Here is a 17,662-nt window from a genome sequence, read left to right as displayed (position 1 = left end):
CACTTGATGATCTCCTTCCGCGACATGAGCGATGGATCACAGCGTGTTCGCAACCGACGCCGCAGGTACATACCGACGGGTCATGGCTCGAGCGATCCGCCCCTCGTCGCCTAAACGTGCCAACAAAACCTCGCGGACCAACGGCTCTTGGTAATCGATTGCCCTGGCGTTGTGAAAGCTGGCGAACACCGGGGAGAGCCATAAGTATTCGCATGTAATCACTCGATACATACTGTCGGGGTGGAGCGTCTCGTCGCCAATGACAATTCGGCTCACGTGGTGACGGCCGTCGATCGATTCCGCATATTCGATCACCGCCCCGGACACGACCAAATAGCCAATTTTGCCACCCCGAAAACCAAACCCCAGACCGTGCTTGTCGAATGTCTCTGGCTGAATCGCTTGTTCGATTGCGTCCCAGATCTCCTGGCCCGTCAGACTGACCACAATGGGCCTGGTCGGCGTCGGACAAGCTCCGAGCAACGCGTCGAGCGACACGTCGCCTGGCAGCAGACTCGCGTTCAAGGCGCCGGTCATCATCACGGCGAGATCGCCATGGAATTCGTCGTACAGCACGTCGGCGAGCAGATTCGCAAAGCTCGACTCGTCGTCGTACAGCACGGGCAGGCGACTCGGCAGAGAGGCGACGCGCCGATGCAGGACTTCCTCGATGTGGCGGCGATATCGACGATACACCTGCTCCATTGCCGGATCGAACGGCGTGTCGTGATGGACGAGCATCGGACGACTGACGACCTGGATGTCGCGGGACACCGGATCGATCTCGACGATGGTATGGCCGAATGCCCTCGCGTGCTTGCCTGGTTGAAAGATGTACGTGCTGCCGACCCGTTCGGCCTCCGGCATGAATTGGTGCGTATGACCGCCGAGGATCACGTCGATGCCGGGAACTTGCGAAGCCAACTTCCGATCATCATGAAGGCCCAGGTGCGAGAGACACACGACGACATCGACACCTGCAGCCCGCAACTGACGGGCGGCTTCTTGCGCGCGCTGGAACGGATCGGCTGGCTGAACGCCCAACATCCGATAGGGCAGCGTGTAAGCCGGTGTCAGACCGAATATCCCAATCGCGATACCGCCGACGGCGTACGTCTTATAATCCACGAAGCAGGGGAACGGCTGGCCGCTGTCGTCCCTCAAATTGGTCCCAAACACATTCGCTTTCGACCGTTCCGCCAGAACGCTCCAGTCTGCCACAGGAATGGTCAGGCCTTCGTTGTTGCCGAAGACCCAACCGTCCACCTCAATCGCGGCCATCATCTCCGCGTTGAGCAGCCCCATCGTGGCTTCCGTTTCTGGCCGCACCCGATCCAGCACGTCGCCGATGTCAAACGTAAAGACGGCGTCACTGTCGTTCAGGAGTCGTGATCGCAGCCGACGAAGCTCGTGGCCGAGCCTCATGTAACTCTCTATCTGACTATGAACGTCGTTCATGTGTAAGAAATGTATGCGCACGCGGTCACCTCTTCAGGTTGGCGAGACGACAGTGTATAGTATGCGTTTCCTCGCGACGGTAGGCCGAGCTTACCGAACCTGGCCGGAGACAGTCGCCTCGCGGTAGAGCGGAATCAACGCCTCGAACGTTTGCTCAGCCGTGTCGATCAACGCCTGACCAGACATCCGAACGGCGTCGTCCCGCTCGATCCTCCGCCCAACGAGCAACTCCGCACCTTTATACGTCTGCAAACGCTGGCCGAACGTTCTAAGTTCGCCTGCGGACACTTCACTCGACGGCACACATTCACGACTGGTGTGATCTGGAATGTAGACGAAATCGTCTGGCATCCACTTGACGATGTCCTCGGCCAAACGCTCGAGATACGCGCCGTACGCGGCCTTTCCCGTCGCTTCGTAAATATAGCCGAACGTGATGAAGACGTGTGTACTCCAAAGTCCAATCTGAAAATGCGGATGCTGCTTATATCCCCGCGCGTTGGCGCTGAACGCGACCCACGTGTCATCCGGAGGATTCACCGTTCTGCGGGCGTGCTTTGCCACGTGCGCGTACATCTGCTCCTGGACGCGGGGAGACAGAAAAGCCGAGAAGTGGCGTCCCAACTCTTCCAACTTAGGACGGGTCCGCGCTTTCAAGGCGTTCATTCTCGAATCAAGACCAGGTATGGAAAACACTTCGAAATCCGCTTCGTCAAACCCTGAAAACACGGACATACCTCCCTGATAAAACATCAGACAACATCTTAAACTTAATCTAGACAACGCGCTGTTCCAGCGCAAGGTTCGTCAACTCCAGCCTGCGCCCTTGCACTGTTGCGCAAGTTTCCTCTGAATACGCGCCAACCGATATTCCAGGGCCGCAGCCAACGGCGGCGACACGCCATGCTGGTTCAGCGTCTTCTCTACAATCGCCAAGGCTGCGGCAAAATCTCGCACGTGATGTTCATAGTACTTGGCCAGTTCGATGGCCGGCTCAGGCTGCCCGGGAGCCTGGTCAGCCAGTGTGGTCCAGATGGAAGCAGCTTCTTCCAAAGCCCCTTGCCTTTTGAGAAACAAGCTGTAGAGCCAGAAACTCCGCCAGTCCGCGTCCCGCGCGTTGACGGCGTTGCGATACGCGATTCCGGCCGCTTGGATATCGTGCCACGCGTCAAACCAAGTCGCCAAAGCAAGATGTGTCCGCCCCCCGCTGGCTTCCGCGACACCGTCAATCAAGTGGCTGATCTTGACGCACAGGGCGACAAGCGAACACACGTCGAGCAGATTGTGCCGAAAGACATCTTCCATTACGTCAAACGAACGGCTTTCCAAGTACTCGAAATAGCGGGCCGGAGCCTCACTGCCAGGCAAGTCGTGTTCGCGCTCGACGTTCAGTACATGCCGCTCGATCTCCGCCAGTTTCACCGACGGCAATTCATGTTTCCACAGGCGCCGACTCGGATGCAGGAGATCCAGATGTTTGACCGATAGTTTCGCCAACTGCCTCATCACTCGGCGGCTTTGCAGCAACGGCCAGTCGAACGACTTGCCGTTGTAACTTACCAAAATCGCGTCTCCGTCCGTGAAATGATTGCTCTCCATGGCGTACAGGACGGCCGCTTCGGCGTCGTAATCGTCGACGAAATACTGCGCCACGCAAAATTCGTCCTCGGCGAAATACCCTACACTGTGCAAAAACGGAAGTGTTCCCGCGCCTGTTCCGAGACCATTTGTCTCGGTGTCGTAAAACCGAACGGAACCGATGTCCAGTCTGCTCCCTAAGAGCCGCGACAGTCCCCCCGCCTCGAGTTCCAGAAAGTCGCGAAACAGCGCGTCACCGTGGCGCGTGCAGACATCGAACGGGGTCGTACGGCACCAACAATGGCCAAACGGCGTCTCGATCCGGGAAAATCCCGCCGCCAGCAGCTCTGTGGATGGATCGTGCACATGCCCATCCAAGCGCTCGCCAAGCAGATCCCGATCATCTGTCGGCAATGGGCTTGTCTCTCTGCCAGAGACGCTCTCCTGGAGCGCCCGGACCTTGTCCAATAGGCTTCGCGCCACGTTGCTCACACTCCTCGCTCTGCAAGAGACAAACCGTCGACCACAAGCGAGTGGAGTAACTGCAGAACGCGATCCTTCAGCCCTTCATCCACCTGTCCTGGTCCTACGCAACTGGGGCAGCCACTCTCACAGGCGCAAGCTCGAATCATGTCGAAAGAAGAACGTAGGATCAGATCTCTGTCTCGGAACATTCGTTCGGCGAGACCAATCCCCCCGGGGTACGCGTCGTACACGTACGCGCTGGGGCGGCCGTGCAACGGATCTTTGACCTGTACCGTCGCATGCAGATCGCTCGGCGCACACATGCAGTGCAGAGCGCCAGCGTGTTTCAGCACATGGCCAAAGCCTTTCAAAGCCGATTCCCAATCGTCTTGGCTAAAATCGAACGACGACTCGGCGAACGAACACCAATACGCGGTCGTGTGCAATTCCGCTTCCGGCAAATAGATCCTTCCCCAACCGAGGTTCTCGTGCGTATCGAACTTGATCTTCTTGAACAGCGTCGGCGTGGCGTTTACAGCCACTTCTCCGAAACGATGAACCGCGGTATCCTGCTCTACGACTTCGAGCTCGTCCAAGACCTGCAGCCGTACCGCCAACTCCGCATCGGTGTAGTAGTCGCAGTCGACGCGGCGAACGAACGCCTTGCCGTTGTCGAGATCGAGTCGTTCCACCTGATACGATTTCGACTGATGGAGGTAAATGGCCTCCTCGTGCAGTGTGGTCAGGGCGCCGAAACGGTCCGTTTCGCCGATGACCACGGGATGTGCAGTATCTGTCTGATCGATGATCACGACATTTTCCTGCGACGCGCTGCGCAGCGAGACGCCTTGGGAAGGCAAGGCGTCGGACATCCAGTAGAATTTCGCGTCCCGACCGCGATGAAGTACGCGCGCATCCGCCAAATACTCCAAGAGTTCCGCGGTGGTCTCCACCGCAAACTGCTCGTCTGCGGCAAACGGCAGTTCGTACGCCGCGCATTTCAAGTGATCCATCAAGATCAGCAAATTGTCGGGGTAAATTCTGGCCGATTCCGGGGACGATTCCAAGAGCGCCTCTGGATGCGCCATCAGGTATTGATCCAAGGCGGAGGCATTGGCAATCACCAACGAGAGCGACACGCCTTTCCTTCGACCCGCACGACCGCTCTGCTGCAGAATCGAAGCGATGGAGCCGGGGTAACCGACGGTGATGGCCGCGTCGAGCGATCCGATGTCGACGCCTAACTCCAGGGCGTTTGTACTGACGACACCTGTGATCTCGCCGGCGCGCAATCCTCGCTCAATCCGCCTGCGTTCATGCGGCAGATACCCGCCGCGATACCCCACAATTTCGCCGCGTTGACGCTCGCGCGCGTCGCTCTTCAGGTAAGACGCAAGCACTTCGACCTGGGTTCTGGTCTTTACGAAAGCAATTGTCGCGATGCCCTCGCGCAACAAGCGCCCGCCAAGCCGTCTGGCTGTCTGCAGCGACGAAGCGCGAAGCCCCAGTTGAGGCTGCACGATGGGCGGATTGTACAAGATGGTGTGCCTTTCCCCCTGCGGCGCCCCTGACTCGCCAATCACGTGAATCTCCCGGCCCGTCAACCAGTGCGCCAGCTCTCCTGGATTGGCGATGGTTGCCGAACTCATGATGAACTGCGGACGCGCGCCGTAGAACTCGCATATTCGCAGCAAGCGGCGGATGACGTTCGCGAAGTGGCTCCCGAATACCCCCCGATACATGTGGGTTTCGTCGATCACGATGTAGCGCAGATTCTCGAACAGCTTCAGCCATTTGGTGTGATGCGGCAAAATGGCCGAGTGCAGCATGTCGGGATTGGTCACGACAATTTGCCCCGCCTCGCGAATCTTTTGCCTGGCGTTGACAGGCGTGTCGCCATCGTATGTAAAGGACTGAATCTGCGTCTTGACGTGGCCTAGCAGTCCGTGTAATTCGGCGACTTGATCCTGCGCGAGCGCTTTGGTTGGAAAAATATAGAGCGCCCTTGTGGCAGGATTTTTGCAAATTTGATCTAATATCGGAAGGTTGTAACAGAGGGTCTTGCCGCTTGCCGTGGGCGTGACCACCACGAGATCCTGTCCGCGTGCGGCAACTTCCCAGGCCTCTGCCTGATGGCTGTACAAGGACTGAATGCCGCGCTGTTCGAGCGCGAACCGCACCTCTTGGTGCACCGAGCCTGGGATCTCCCGATATTGGCCCAAACGAGCCGGCGTTACGCGCCACGCGGCGACCTGCTCGACGAATTGTTCGTCTCGCTTCCATTCGTGCAACAGCTGATCCAAATTCATAAAAAACCGTCCCCCAAGTGTCCTTCGACAGTGCGACGACGTATCACTATCCTGACAACATTCGACGCCGACGATGCGAACTCCTGTTCTGTTTCACCCTACGTCAACCCGAACTAAAAGAGTCCATTTCAGGCTTCTACGAAATTTTGACTGGAACTCTGTCACGAATTCAAAAACCAAACATAGCATGTAAGTAAACAGCCCAGTAGGAAGGGTATAAATCTTGTACACCATGGCAATAAAGCTATAGTACCGACTAGAGGGAGGAATTGCCTTGCAAACGGTTGAGAAATGGGCGACACGTTCCGATGCGTGGACACCAGACGATGATACACGTTTGGCCGAACTCGTGCTTACTCACATTCGGACGGGAAGTACGCAACTCAAAGCGTTCGAAGAAGCGGCGAGTCTCTTGGGTCGAACCCCGGCCGCGTGTGGCTATCGCTGGAATGGCGTCGTCAGAAAACATTATCGGAGCGAGATCGAAGACGCGAAACGAGCCCGCAAACAAACCACCCAGCCCTCGGTGAATGCGGTATCTTCAACCACGTCTCAGCCGAACTCGTCCCGAGAACCAGTAAGCGAGTCGATGAGCGACGTCATCGAGTTCCTTCAAACGTACGATGCGCAGTATCAAAAACTTCGGGCATATGTGCAACAAATCGAAAACGAGAAGGCCCTCCTCAGTCAGCGAGTCGAGGCTTTGGAAGAGCAGCTCAACTCGGTGCAGCAACCGGCTGAGCAGCCGTTCAGCCCCGAACAGTTGGAAGAGGACTCTCGCACGCTCTTTGCCATTATGGAACGCGCCCGGAAACTACTTGGCGATCCCGCCCGTCAAAGCAGTTGACCGTGCCGATTCACATAGGCCCGCCAAGATTCCGCCAAGGCGGGCCGAAACGGCCCCGCAGACGCCTCCGCCAACGTCTGCAACGTCCGCGCTGCCTGTTCCGCCTGTTGAATCCATGCAACTGGATACCTGTCCTTGCGAGCCTCAAATTCTTCGATATCCGCCAGTTGGACCAGGCCATTTTCGACGATCACGTCGAGATCGAGATCGATAAAGGTCACCTGTTCGCCGAACAGCGGCGGGGCGATCACATTGGCGTAATAGTCCGTTCTGTCGGATTTGAGCAGGAGGAACACCTGATAGAACTGATTCGGCCAAAACAGGCCAACGACAGGGAAATCACTGCTCCACACCCTTCCGTTCGCGTCATACACGGACGTGTTCGGGCGAATCCAGTACGCCCCAAATGTGTGCGTGGAAATCGCTTCGGACCAGATTCGGTGGGCGGTCCCGTCCGCATGAATGCTCACGAGACGCATTTACTCCCCTCCTGGATCATCGCCGTCCCGCGCGATGATGATCTTCTCCTGCGGCAGGAAATCCACGAACAGCCGGGTACTCAATAATCCTCTGGCCCCAATCAGCATAATCGGCCCCAGAAACAGTCCGAGAATGCCGAGCGCCTTCAACCCGACGTAGAGGCCAAAAAGCGTGGTCAATGTATTCAAACCCACACTGTCCGCAAGGATCTTCGGTTCGATCGCGTGTCGGATCAAAGAAATCACGACTTGAAGCGCCAGCACCTTGACGGCGGTTGAAGTATCCCCGACCAATAAGGCGCCGATGGCCCATGGCACAGTCAACAACGCCGACCCGAGAATCGGAACGAGCCCTGTCAGCGCAAACAAAATGCCAAGCAGCACCGCGTACGGAAAATGCAAGATGAGCATCCCTGTCACGCCAAGTACGGCTGACATGCACATCAGGATAAACTGAACCCGAATGGTGCCGAGGAACGCCCGTTCCATGTCGGCAAATACGATATCCAGCTTGGGCGCCCAACCCGGCGGCATAAGCCGATACACGAATGCCAGCATTTGTTCGCGGCGGAGTAGAATGAAGAAGGCCGTGATCACGGAAATCACGAAAATGAACAACGTGTCAGGGAGATGGGCCACAATCGATACGATGGAAGTAACGACTTTGTGGATACTAGCTTCGACACTGTGAGAGAACTGTACGGCGGCCGATTGCACGGAATTGGCAATCTGCGGCGGCAACTGTCCAAACAAGGCCTGCCCGCTCGCAAGGCTCCTGCGAAAATCTCGCATTTCATCGCGGAAAAACGACTCGCTGTGCGTCACGAACGAAGAGGCTTCGCGAAGCGTGCCGATGATCAAACCTATCGAGATCGCCAAAGCCAACAAGACCGCAAAAATCATCACGATTAATACCGCAGGCATTCGTCGAATGCCCCGCCGTTCGACCCATCGCTCAATCGGGATCAGTAGAATTGCGAAAACCCAACCAATGACGAACGGCATAATGTACTTCATGAGATAGGTGAGAGTTACAACCACCAGCGCAATGAACGCCAGCATGATAGTGACCTCGAGGACTCGCCACAAATACCTGCGAATTCGAACTTCACGTTCGCCCGCTCGCAAACAAAGCGCCCCTTCTCAATCAGCAGTTGGTGGCTTGACAAAACGCCTGCGCATCGCAAAACCCAGCCCAGCAAGCGCTATGCCTAACACAAAGCTTAGGGTTACAAGCAGATCATGATGGCCAACCGCCATCAACATGGATCCTGCCGCTAGAAATGCCATCGTAAACAACGCGACACAAAAGAACATAAAACGAATTGAAGCCGACACTGCCCTCGCCTCCAGGTAGTCGAACTGGCCATCGTTCGAGATCTTGAACCATGTTGAACCATATCGACGCACTACATCGATGCACACTTATGATAGCACACCGAACATGCAAGTTGGATACGTGGATTGGACAGACGAGCTTGTGGAGCCTTTTGATGCGAGTCCAGCTCCTCGCCGAAGGCGCCCGGCGAGGAGCTGGCTGCAGTTAGGCGGTGATATGTGTGGACAGAAACGGGGTCAACCGATTCCAAACATCTTCCCCAGGACTGATGACCAATACCCGATGCGCGCCGCAGCGGCGATAGAGTTGAGTACGAGCAGCGTCCCTGCAGAACAGAATGACCTGACCAACACCAGATTCACGGAGCGCCTGAACCAACAATGCCGAACGAATAAAGTCGTGAGCCGTCTCACGTACGATAGCAACGTCAAAACCTTCTGCTTCTACAGCAGTCCGTACAGAAGTTTTATGTGCTGGCACCTGTATCGTCGATTGTGGATACCACGTCTTCACTTTATTATGGAGTTCCTCGAAGCAATCTAATACCTTCACGTAGAGACCTTCGCGCATCGCTTGTTCAACCAACTGCCGATCCTCTTCAGAACAAGCAGCGACAAGCACCTTCTGCACCATGTAAATCAACCTTTCGCAGGCACAATGTTTTGATAGCGCTTTCATGAATCAGTATATCACGAATTCCTGATTTAGAGAACGGCTATCGCATCAGTCCATGCGAAATTTTTGGGGCCGTACAGCCCGGATCAGTTCTTCCCCATACGCGTAGACAACCTCACGGGCGACGTCCGCCCGCTCCATCTGGACTGCATCGTACAGCGCACGACAAGTGTGCAAACCAAGATCCCGCTTTGGGTTTAACAGGCGAAGGCTGCTCCGCAAGGCTTCCTGCAAGACGCGAAAGGTATTTTCCAAAACCTGATTTTGGGCGCATTCGGCCAGCACCGCGTAAAAGTGCAATTCGCTCGCAATGCGGTGTTCACTGTGCCGACCTGAAGCCTCCAATTCGAACAACGCCCGCGACAAGGCCGAATAATCCTGTGTCGCTCGCCGCTTCGCAGCAGCGTGGGCGATGCCGGCGAGAATGGCCGTCTGCAGTTCAATCAGTTGGACAACCTGGTTCGTCCCCAGCAAAATGGCGGCGTCCAACGGCTGCATCCACATTTCGACCGACGCCGTCCTCACGTAGGTGCCGTCGCCATGGCGAATTTCCACCAAACCCTGGCCGCGCAAAGCGCCCAAAGCTTCGCGAATCGTGGCCCGACTGCAGGAAAATTGATCCGCGAGCGATTGGAGGGTCGGCAGTTTCTCCCCGGGACGAAATTTGCCAAGTTCAATCAGGTTCCGTATTTCGTCGGCAATTCGCATGTACAACTTTCGCCCATCGACGGAATACCCATCCATCATGCTCAGCTCCTCTCGATCCCGATAGCTTTTACCGAATTCTGCCGTCCTCCAGATCATTCGCAAATCGCAATCCGTTTCCCTGCTCAGCCCTTGACGACGATGTTGACCAGTCGTCCTTTCACGTAGAGCTCTTTGACAATCTCCTTGCCTTGCACCCATTCCTGGATGTCAGGTGCGCGTTTGGCCAGCGCGATCGCGTCGGCTTCGGAAATATCGGCGGCGACGACCAACTTTCCCCTGACGCGGCCGTTAATCTGAATGGCAATTTCCACTTCGTCGTCCTTGAGCCATGTTTCGTCGTACGTCGGCCACGCAGCTTCAAAGACGGACTCCTTGTGCCCGAGCAGCGACCACAACTCTTCGCCGAGGTGCGGCGCAAACGGGCTGATGGCGATGGTCAGCGTCTCCAAGGTGTCCGGATCGAGACCTTGTTTGGCTTCGTTCGACAACGCGTTGACGTATTCCATAAACGCACTCACGGACGTGTTGAAGCGAAAACTCTCCATCCGCTCGGTCAGCGTTGCCACAAAGCGATGCCGCAGCTTGTGCAAGGAATCGCGTCCCGGAACTGGATGTGCCGCGTGCCCCGCGACGAGCCGGAAGGTCCTCCCCAAGAATCTCGCCACGCCTTCGAGTCCGTTTGTATTCCACTCGGCTTCGTCTTCCGGCGGTCCCACAAACATTTCGTACATCCGCAGCGCGTCGACCCCATAAGTCGCGATAATATCATCCGGGTTGACGACGTTGCCTTTGGATTTGCTCATCTTCGCGCCATTCAACGTGATCATTCCTTGCGTGAACAGCCGTTGGAACGGTTCGTCGAACTGGATCAGCCCCAGATCGTGGATGAACTTCACGTAAAAGCGCGAGTAGAGCAAGTGCAGCACCGCGTGTTCGACGCCGCCAATATACATGTCGACCGGCAGCCAGTAGTGGATCGCCTCTTGCGAGAACGGCGCTTCGTGGTTGTGCGGATCCGCGTAGCGAAGGAAGTACCAGCAGGATCCCGCCCATTGCGGCATCGTGTCGGTTTCCCGCTTCGCCGGGCCCCCGCACTTCGGGCAAGTCGTGTTGACGAACGATTCGATCGCGGCGAGCGGCGACTCCCCTGTGCCTGTCGGCTCATATCGCTCGACTTCCGGCAATGTGACGGGCAACTGGTCCTCCGGCACAGCGACTGGGCCGCACATGTCGCAGTGAACGATAGGAATCGGTTCGCCCCAATAGCGCTGCCTTGCGAATACCCAGTCGCGCAAACGGTAGTTTACGGTCGCTTCCGCCTGCCCCGTCGCGCTCAGCAACTTGACGGCCTCGCGTTTCGCTTCTTCGACGCCAAGACCGTTGAGCGACTCGGAATTGATCATTCGGCCATCGCCCGTATACAGTTCTTCAGCTTCGCCATCCTCTGGCTGAACCACTGGAATGATGTCGAGACCAAACTGCTTGGCGAATTCAAAATCTCGTTCGTCGTGGGCAGGCACCGCCATAATCGCGCCGGTGCCGTAATCCATCAGCACGTAGTCGGCGACCCACACTGGAAGCTTTCTGTCGACGAGCGGATGCTTCACATACGCCCCCGTGAATACCCCAGTTTTCGTCTTGTCGACGACCTGGCGTTCGATATTCGACTTGCGAAGCGACTCCTCGACGTATCGTTCGACGTCGGCCTGCCGATCTTCCGTCGTGATCGACTGAACCAACGGGTGTTCAGGAGCCAACACCATATATGTAGCTCCGTAAATCGTATCCGGACGCGTCGAAAACACTTCGATCTCGTCCGTGGAGCCGTCGACTTTGAAGCGAATGCGCGCGCCTTCACTGCGGCCAATCCAGGCTCGCTGCATCCGTTTGACATGCTCGGGCCAGTCCAGTTTGTCGAGATCGTCCAGCAGACGATCCGCATACGCTGTGATCTTAAGCATCCACTGGTACATCTCGCGCTTGGTGACCTCGGCGCCGCATCGATCACAACGCCCGTCGACAACTTCCTCGTTGGCGAGCCCCGTTTTGCAGCTCGGACACCAGTTAATCGGCATCTTCTTGCGATACGCCAGTCCCCGCTCAAACATCTTGACGAAGAAGTATTGAGTCCAGCGGTAGTAGTCGGGATCGGTGGTGTTCACTTCGCGATCCCAATCGTACATCGCCCCGATCTCTTCCAACTGGCGTTTGAAGTTCGCGATATTTTTCTCTGTGGCGACTCGCGGATGGATGCCGTTTTGAATCGCGTAGTTTTCAGCCGGCAGCCCGAACGCGTCCCAACCCATCGGATGCAAAATCTCATAGCCCAGCAGACGTTTGTAACGGCTCCACACGTCCGAGATCGTGTACCCTCGCCAGTGGCCGACATGCAATCCATTGCCGGAAGGGTACGGGAACATGTCCAGACAGTAGTACTTCGGTTTGTTCGTATGGCCGTGCGCCTTGTGAACCCCGGTTGTTCGCCATACTTCCTTCCATTTTCGTTCAATCTCCTGTGGACGATATTCCAAGTCCATCTTCCGTTCCCCCTAATCTCTATCTCCTTCGGATGATTGGCTGGTCCCACCTTGCACCATGCGACGCCGTCAAAAGAAAAACTCCCGCCCGTATTATAGGACGAGAGTTCCCCGTGGTACCACCTATCTTGAAGCCCGATTACAGCTCCCACTCACCTGTAACGCCAGGTCGCGTCCCACCCTACTTCGATGACGGCACCTAGACGGCCCGCCGCCGTTTCAGACGAGATCCTCCGCGCCGAGCGAAGCCTAGGCACTCCCGATTTGCACCAGCCACCGGGTCTCTGAAAGTGCTTTACAGGCCGTGTTGCGCATCAACGGACATCTATGCGTTTATTCAAAGTATACGCAAAGTCCGCCCATTTGCAATCAGCACTTTGCCTTCATCGGCGGTTGGACGATCCGCCCAGCACGCCCATCAACCGCAGGATGAAGAGGAACAGGTTGACGAAGTCGAGATAGAGCGACAGCACGATCCACGGCACATACTGTTCTGAGACTCCATAACGGGCGATGCGGTTGACGTCGAACAGGATATACCCGACGAAAATGGCGATACCAAGCAGCGAATACGTCAGTTCCATCGTCGATGAAAAGCCCGTGAACAACGAAACGATCATCATCAAGAGCAACGCGATCGATCCTACCAACAAAAAACCCCGCAAAAACGAAAAATCCATCGACGATCTCGATGCAATGACGGCGGTAGCCAGGAAGGAACCCGCCGTGACCGCGATGGCCTGAATGACGAGCCCCGCGCCGAGCGTGGTCGCATAGTAGCTGATCACGGGCCAGAGCGTCATACCTGACACAAACGTGAACGCGTAGACGAACCCGAAACCAATGGATCGCCTGGTCTGCATAAACATAGCGACAAAGAACATGCAAATTTCAAGCACCACGAGCCACCGGATCAAGCTATACGGCAACTGCGTCGCAAAAATCACCCCGCACATGGAAGCAAGCAATGTTCCGCACAGTCCCAAAAAGACGCGGCTAAGCACCTTGTTTTGCGACAAGCTGTAACTTTGCATGAGCATCCTCCTTCGGTTTGCACAGCCAAAATGCGTGATCACGCAATGATAATGTCAAATTTAGTTGCCCGTTTCAAACCGGGCCAACCTTTGCAGTATTGTCGAATACACCTTCGGCCAAACCAATGAACGCAGATCTTCGACTGGCACCATCCTGGCGTTCGGAGGCAGGTCCTCGATGGGGAGATTGTGATAGCCGACTGGCCGAACGACAATCACGTTCCACTCCAAATGCGTGAAGACGTGCCGCTCGGAGGTCATCAACACAAAATCCGTGGGCGATTCATGGATCATCGTGCCACCCTCGCCAGCCCATTCGTCCGACATAGGAAGGCCTGCATCCACCCCTCCGTCCACGGTTCGGTACTGATTCAATCGCGCGCGCGCGAGCCGTAACACCTCGCTTGTTTGCTCCATCGCGATCGGCGCCGTCGATTCGATAGCTGGCAGCTGCCACATGTTCGCCAGCAGCCCGTCAGCAGCTCGCTGTTCCACGAGAAGCTCACCATTTCGCTCGATCCACAGCGCCACCACAGTGACCACCCGTCTTGCCTTCTTCGGTGTCTTGACCGGCAGTTCGGCGGCTTGGCCCGAAGCAAACGCCGCGCATCCACTGGCGACAGGACACACGAGACATTGCGGCTTGCGCGGCACACAGATCATGGCTCCGAGTTCCATCAACGCTTGCGTGAACAGTCGCGGCTCTGAATGTTCGATGGCGGACTGAACACTCGCTTCGATAGCCCGCTTGGTAGGCGTTTGATCCACCGGATCGACGATGCCGAGGTAGCGCGCCATGACCCGCAGGACATTGCCGTCGACAGCGGCGTAAGGCCGGTTGAACGCGATGCTCATCACAGCGCCCGCGGTGTATGCCCCGACGCCAGGTAAACTTCGGATCGCCTCGATATCCTCTGGAATCGAGCCGGCATGGTGATCGCGTATGATCTGCATCGCGCGTTGCAGATTGCGAGCCCGCCGGTAATATCCGAGCCCCTCCCAGAGCTTGAGCACGTGCTGCTCGTCGGCGTCGGCCAAGGCCTTCGGCGTGGGAAACGCGTCCAAGAATCGATGATAATATGGAATGACCGTCTCGACCCGAGTCTGCTGCAACATCGTTTCACTTACGAGAATCGCGTACGGCGACGATGTGCGCCGCCACGGCAAGTCCCTCGCGTGATTCCGATACCACGTTACTAATGTATGAGATAAAAGGTCCAAGCTTTCTTCTGAGTTCAATAAATGTAAAACCTCCTGGCGTCACGCTCTGGCTCCATCATATATCGATGGCGCAACGGCAGCCAGTCCGACATACCTGACGTAAAGCAGGGCACAATACGATCCGGGAGGTGCTGTCCATGTGGAATATGTTGAACACGGTCGCAGGTGCCGCACGCCATCGAATGATGCCACAGCGTCGCAGTGGGATGGGAACGATGACCGCGTTGTTTATTGGGGCAAGTGTAGGGATTGCCGCGTGGGAAGCCGTTCGGCAGATGCAAGGGAAAGCGTCTAAAGCAATAGGCGAGGGCACAGACGCCATGAAAATCGCACAGGACGTGATGAGTGAAATTCAGGAATAAGCTGGTGTGGCGTCCCCAGAGGCGAACCGCTTCTGGGGCGCATTATGGATACTTCCGATGTATGCCATACTTGTGTTTCCAAACCTGATACGACAGCTTACTGCGCTTCATACTGTCGACGAAGCGCTGCGTGTTATCCAAAACTCGCCGAGCTTCAGCCATACTCACCTGCCGCGTAAATAAAGCTTCCCCGAATTCCTCGAGATCAATCACGTGATAGTATGACCGCTCATAGAGCAGCACGTCCACATACATATCTTCGACGTAGATGTATTCTTGATCTTCCCAAACCTTCACCAAATCGACGTAATGGTCAAAACGGAGCCTCGGATGCTTCACAGGCACCCCTTGGTTCATGCAAGTACTAACCGCAATGCCCCATTGTGGGTAAATTTCACGCATGTGATTGCTATAGCCATGCTCAAAGGCGGGGCGTTCCACGACGACCAGTCCAGGTCGCCGAAAAAACTTGTCGATGGTGAACGGCTCATTCGATCGGTCGATTCCGCGCTCTTCCCGCTTGTGGATTTGCTGAACGCGGCCTGTTCGAAGCGCCACACACGCCCCTCCTGACTCCGCGAAATCCGCTTTTCCCTATAGACTACCATGAGTTGCGGAAAACACAAAGTCAAACCAGCGTCTTCACCTATGGGTAACGGCGGCGCTTTTGCGTCCTGGCGGGTCGAAAACGCTTCGTCTTCACGTGAACGGGATCCCCGCCACCAAACATGGCGTTGAGGGAACGGTTGGCCGACTTGGCCAAATTCATTCTGCCCCGTTTCGCCACTTTGCGGCGATGAATCATGAACCAGAGAAACCCGCCGACAATGCCGAGCATCACCAGATACCAGTACGGCGGCGCGCTTTCCAGAGGTTCCGCATACGTCAGAGATGCCGCGTCCGCTCGTTCAATCACGACCCATTTGCCATCTGCACCGAAGAGTTTGGAATTGGGCGGGAGAATGGCAGGTTCACCAGTCTTCTCGTTGTAAAATTGGAGGTATCCTTCCGGATCCTCTCCTTCGTATTCCCAATCATCAATGATTTTTTGACCAAAATTCACTTCGTGGTACAGAGGATTACGAGCAACAAACGGCATAACCAGCCGATATGCCTCGAACATGAAAAGAACTACACAAACGCCCAGGATGATCAGCACCCAAGTTGGGAACCGATGACGACGACCAAGGCGCATTCTTGAGGAACGCATGAACGCACCTCCTTTGTAAGCCCCTGTGACCAGTTTATGACCCAGTCCCATAGGACAGAACAAAGGATGGCAGCGTTAGACCGAGGAGGATTTACGGAAGTTGATCCGACTCAATGAACGTGACGAGTTCGTCGACCGCATGACTTTCGTCCGGCCCGGAGGCTTGGATGGTCACGCGCTGTCCCGATGCAATCGCCAGCGACATGACGCCCATGATGCTCTTGGCGTTGACGGATCGGCCGTCCTTCTCAATGAATATTTCCGACTTAAAGTGCGTCGCCGCTTGCACAAACTTGGCAGCCGCGCGTGCAAATAAACCACCTTGCAAACGGACGGTCGCTTCCTTCTGCACCATACGCATCACCAAATTCCTGAATGTATTGTCACAAGTATATCACGCCGGGATCCCTCACCCATAGGCCATTGTAAGCTAATCTGCCGCAAGAATTTGACGAATCCCTGACAGTCTTGCGCGTTCGAAGCCTTTTAGTGCTTGGGCGGATTCATTCGAAGTCCGTTGGCGATGTCCTCAATCCGTTTGAATCGATGATTCAACCCCGATTTGGACACCCTGCCGCCGAGCCGTTTGCTCAGCTCTTGCAGGTTCGCCTCCGGATGGCGGATTCTCGCCTCCGCAACTTCTCTCAGATGCTCCGGCAAGCTTTCGAGGCCGCCGCGATTTTGAATCACCCGAATGTGTTCCATTTGACGAACCGCCGCTGAAATGGTCTTGTTCATATTGGCCGTTTCACAGTTGACCAACCGATTGACCTGATTTCTCATTCCTTTGATGATGCGAGTGTCTTCAAATTTCAGCAAAGCTCGGACAGCACCAATCAGGTTCAAAAAATCGACGATTTTCTCGCCTTCTTTGAGATAAACGATAAAACCTTTCTTGCGAGGCGTCATTCTCGCGTGGAGATCGTAAGAATTCATCAAATCAACCAAAATACGTCCCAGTTCCTGATTGGGTGAGTAAATCTCGAGATGATAGGACGGACTTCCTGGGGAATTCACGGATCCGCTGGCAAGAAAGGAACCTCGTAGAAAAGCCCGCTGCAAAGCATCCTCGGCGGAAACGACCCAGTTCGGCGCCAACGGGCCGTCAGCCCACGCTCCCTTGTAACCCAGATCCTCGAGAACGGTTTCCGCCTGCGAGCCAGTCAAACGAACTGCGTACACATGATTCTTCTTCAACCGCATCTTCTTGCGAACAACGACCTCGGGTTGAACTTGAAAAAACGTTTTCAGTAATGTATATATTCGTCGCGCGGTCGCAACATTCTCTGTCTCGATCGCCAGTTGCTGTCGGCCGTCGATCGTCGTGACGGTGGAAGCGAGCGCGACGATAGCCATGAGCTCGTGTCTGGACTCCGCCGGATCGGATGACAACTGTGTCAGTTCTTTTTTGGTCTCTGCGGCGAACGACATCGACTTCCC

The 17,662-nt window shown here is 55.8% G+C and carries 18 protein-coding genes and 1 other annotated feature; of the genes, 2 read left to right on the top strand and 16 right to left on the bottom strand.

From position 1 onward, the window contains the following. Positions 1 to 36: 36 nt before the first annotated feature. From AAC01S_RS08085 to AAC01S_RS08070, 4 genes are all read right to left on the bottom strand, one after another. Entirely contained in the window at positions 37 to 1,479 is a 1,443-nt protein-coding gene (locus AAC01S_RS08085) for a bifunctional metallophosphatase/5'-nucleotidase (RefSeq protein ID WP_067621187.1), read from the bottom strand. A gap of 69 nt (positions 1,480 to 1,548) precedes the next feature. After that, the gene (locus tag AAC01S_RS08080; RefSeq protein WP_067621222.1) at positions 1,549 to 2,193 is read right to left on the bottom strand and encodes a DUF1054 domain-containing protein; all 645 of its coding nucleotides are present in this window, start codon (positions 2,191 to 2,193) and stop codon (positions 1,549 to 1,551) included. A 72-nt stretch (positions 2,194 to 2,265) separates the two neighbouring features. Next, complete coding sequence (locus tag AAC01S_RS08075; RefSeq protein ID WP_067621186.1) at positions 2,266 to 3,519, bottom strand: ribonuclease H-like domain-containing protein; 1,254 nt, start codon at positions 3,517 to 3,519, stop codon at positions 2,266 to 2,268. 5 nt (positions 3,520 to 3,524) lie between these two features. Next, positions 3,525 to 5,810, bottom strand: coding sequence for a DEAD/DEAH box helicase (locus tag AAC01S_RS08070; protein WP_067621185.1), 2,286 nt, complete (start codon positions 5,808 to 5,810; stop codon positions 3,525 to 3,527). A 274-nt stretch (positions 5,811 to 6,084) separates the two neighbouring features. Here AAC01S_RS08070 and AAC01S_RS08065 point away from each other — a divergent pair, with 274 nt between their 5' ends. Continuing rightward, positions 6,085 to 6,657: an RsfA family transcriptional regulator gene (locus AAC01S_RS08065; RefSeq protein ID WP_067621184.1), complete on the top strand. Its 573-nt coding sequence runs from the start codon at positions 6,085 to 6,087 to the stop codon at positions 6,655 to 6,657. Here AAC01S_RS08065 and AAC01S_RS08060 read toward each other — a convergent pair. From AAC01S_RS08060 to mutY, 8 genes are all read right to left on the bottom strand, one after another. Continuing rightward, positions 6,645 to 7,136 carry a DUF402 domain-containing protein gene (locus tag AAC01S_RS08060; RefSeq protein WP_067621183.1) on the bottom strand — a complete coding sequence of 164 codons (492 nt, stop codon included), beginning with the start codon at positions 7,134 to 7,136 and terminating at the stop codon, positions 6,645 to 6,647. The two genes, AAC01S_RS08065 and AAC01S_RS08060, sit on opposite strands and share 13 nt — an antisense overlap. After that, complete coding sequence (gene ytvI, locus AAC01S_RS08055; protein ID WP_174520835.1) at positions 7,137 to 8,198, bottom strand: sporulation integral membrane protein YtvI; 1,062 nt, start codon at positions 8,196 to 8,198, stop codon at positions 7,137 to 7,139. 81 nt (positions 8,199 to 8,279) lie between these two features. Beyond that, positions 8,280 to 8,474 carry a hypothetical protein gene (locus AAC01S_RS08050; protein WP_067621181.1) on the bottom strand — a complete coding sequence of 65 codons (195 nt, stop codon included), beginning with the start codon at positions 8,472 to 8,474 and terminating at the stop codon, positions 8,280 to 8,282. 205 nt (positions 8,475 to 8,679) lie between these two features. After that, positions 8,680 to 9,108: a hypothetical protein gene (locus AAC01S_RS08045; RefSeq protein ID WP_067621180.1), complete on the bottom strand. Its 429-nt coding sequence runs from the start codon at positions 9,106 to 9,108 to the stop codon at positions 8,680 to 8,682. A gap of 90 nt (positions 9,109 to 9,198) precedes the next feature. Further along, positions 9,199 to 9,897, bottom strand: a complete 699-nt coding sequence (locus AAC01S_RS08040) for a FadR/GntR family transcriptional regulator (RefSeq protein WP_245630123.1) — start codon at positions 9,895 to 9,897, stop codon at positions 9,199 to 9,201. An 83-nt stretch (positions 9,898 to 9,980) separates the two neighbouring features. After that, on the bottom strand, positions 9,981 to 12,389 hold the full coding sequence (leuS, locus tag AAC01S_RS08035) for a leucine--tRNA ligase (RefSeq protein ID WP_083511621.1): 2,409 nt from the start codon (positions 12,387 to 12,389) through the stop codon (positions 9,981 to 9,983). A 99-nt stretch (positions 12,390 to 12,488) separates the two neighbouring features. Continuing rightward, positions 12,489 to 12,722, bottom strand: a binding site (T-box leader). Between the two features lie 56 nt (positions 12,723 to 12,778). Beyond that, positions 12,779 to 13,429 carry a Bax inhibitor-1/YccA family protein gene (locus AAC01S_RS08030; protein ID WP_245630122.1) on the bottom strand — a complete coding sequence of 217 codons (651 nt, stop codon included), beginning with the start codon at positions 13,427 to 13,429 and terminating at the stop codon, positions 12,779 to 12,781. Between the two features lie 60 nt (positions 13,430 to 13,489). After that, the gene (mutY, locus tag AAC01S_RS08025) at positions 13,490 to 14,668 is read right to left on the bottom strand and encodes an A/G-specific adenine glycosylase (protein ID WP_067621177.1); all 1,179 of its coding nucleotides are present in this window, start codon (positions 14,666 to 14,668) and stop codon (positions 13,490 to 13,492) included. Between the two features lie 119 nt (positions 14,669 to 14,787). On the opposite strand from mutY, the gene AAC01S_RS08020 reads away from it, so the two are divergent. Continuing rightward, on the top strand, positions 14,788 to 15,012 hold the full coding sequence (locus AAC01S_RS08020; RefSeq protein WP_067621176.1) for a hypothetical protein: 225 nt from the start codon (positions 14,788 to 14,790) through the stop codon (positions 15,010 to 15,012). Between the two features lie 42 nt (positions 15,013 to 15,054). On the opposite strand, the gene AAC01S_RS08015 is transcribed toward AAC01S_RS08020, so the two are convergent. The 4 genes from AAC01S_RS08015 to whiA form a co-directional block, all read right to left on the bottom strand. Then, positions 15,055 to 15,570: a DUF402 domain-containing protein gene (locus tag AAC01S_RS08015; protein WP_067621175.1), complete on the bottom strand. Its 516-nt coding sequence runs from the start codon at positions 15,568 to 15,570 to the stop codon at positions 15,055 to 15,057. Positions 15,571 to 15,658: 88 nt separating this feature from the next. Then, complete coding sequence (locus AAC01S_RS08010) at positions 15,659 to 16,222, bottom strand: hypothetical protein (protein ID WP_067621174.1); 564 nt, start codon at positions 16,220 to 16,222, stop codon at positions 15,659 to 15,661. A gap of 91 nt (positions 16,223 to 16,313) precedes the next feature. Continuing rightward, positions 16,314 to 16,577 carry an HPr family phosphocarrier protein gene (locus AAC01S_RS08005; protein WP_067621173.1) on the bottom strand — a complete coding sequence of 88 codons (264 nt, stop codon included), beginning with the start codon at positions 16,575 to 16,577 and terminating at the stop codon, positions 16,314 to 16,316. A 131-nt stretch (positions 16,578 to 16,708) separates the two neighbouring features. Beyond that, on the bottom strand, positions 16,709 to 17,653 hold the full coding sequence (whiA, locus tag AAC01S_RS08000; RefSeq protein ID WP_067621172.1) for a DNA-binding protein WhiA: 945 nt from the start codon (positions 17,651 to 17,653) through the stop codon (positions 16,709 to 16,711). Positions 17,654 to 17,662 lie beyond the last annotated feature (9 nt).

It is taken from the genome of Alicyclobacillus acidiphilus NBRC 100859, assembly GCF_001544355.1.
Lineage (GTDB): Bacteria > Bacillota > Bacilli > Alicyclobacillales > Alicyclobacillaceae > Alicyclobacillus > Alicyclobacillus acidiphilus.
Note: the sequence above shows the minus strand (reverse complement) of the source record. Positions and strands in the feature narration are given on the sequence as shown.

What these genes read in the sequence shown, in the direction of transcription:
- AAC01S_RS08005 (WP_067621173.1), bottom strand. Translation starts at nt 16,577, where the DNA reads ATGGTGCAGAAGGAAGCGACCGTCCGTTTGCAAGGTGGTTTATTTGCA.
- AAC01S_RS08010 (WP_067621174.1), bottom strand. Translation starts at nt 16,222, where the DNA reads ATGCGTTCCTCAAGAATGCGCCTTGGTCGTCGTCATCGGTTCCCAACT.
- AAC01S_RS08070 (WP_067621185.1), bottom strand. Translation starts at nt 5,810, where the DNA reads ATGAATTTGGATCAGCTGTTGCACGAATGGAAGCGAGACGAACAATTC.
- AAC01S_RS08080 (WP_067621222.1), bottom strand. Translation starts at nt 2,193, where the DNA reads ATGTCCGTGTTTTCAGGGTTTGACGAAGCGGATTTCGAAGTGTTTTCC.
- AAC01S_RS08040 (WP_245630123.1), bottom strand. Translation starts at nt 9,897, where the DNA reads ATGATGGATGGGTATTCCGTCGATGGGCGAAAGTTGTACATGCGAATT.
- whiA (WP_067621172.1), bottom strand. Translation starts at nt 17,653, where the DNA reads ATGTCGTTCGCCGCAGAGACCAAAAAAGAACTGACACAGTTGTCATCC.
- AAC01S_RS08060 (WP_067621183.1), bottom strand. Translation starts at nt 7,136, where the DNA reads ATGCGTCTCGTGAGCATTCATGCGGACGGGACCGCCCACCGAATCTGG.
- AAC01S_RS08020 (WP_067621176.1), top strand. Translation starts at nt 14,788, where the DNA reads ATGTGGAATATGTTGAACACGGTCGCAGGTGCCGCACGCCATCGAATG.
- ytvI (WP_174520835.1), bottom strand. Translation starts at nt 8,198, where the DNA reads ATGCTGGCGTTCATTGCGCTGGTGGTTGTAACTCTCACCTATCTCATG.
- AAC01S_RS08045 (WP_067621180.1), bottom strand. Translation starts at nt 9,108, where the DNA reads ATGGTGCAGAAGGTGCTTGTCGCTGCTTGTTCTGAAGAGGATCGGCAG.
- AAC01S_RS08030 (WP_245630122.1), bottom strand. Translation starts at nt 13,429, where the DNA reads ATGCAAAGTTACAGCTTGTCGCAAAACAAGGTGCTTAGCCGCGTCTTT.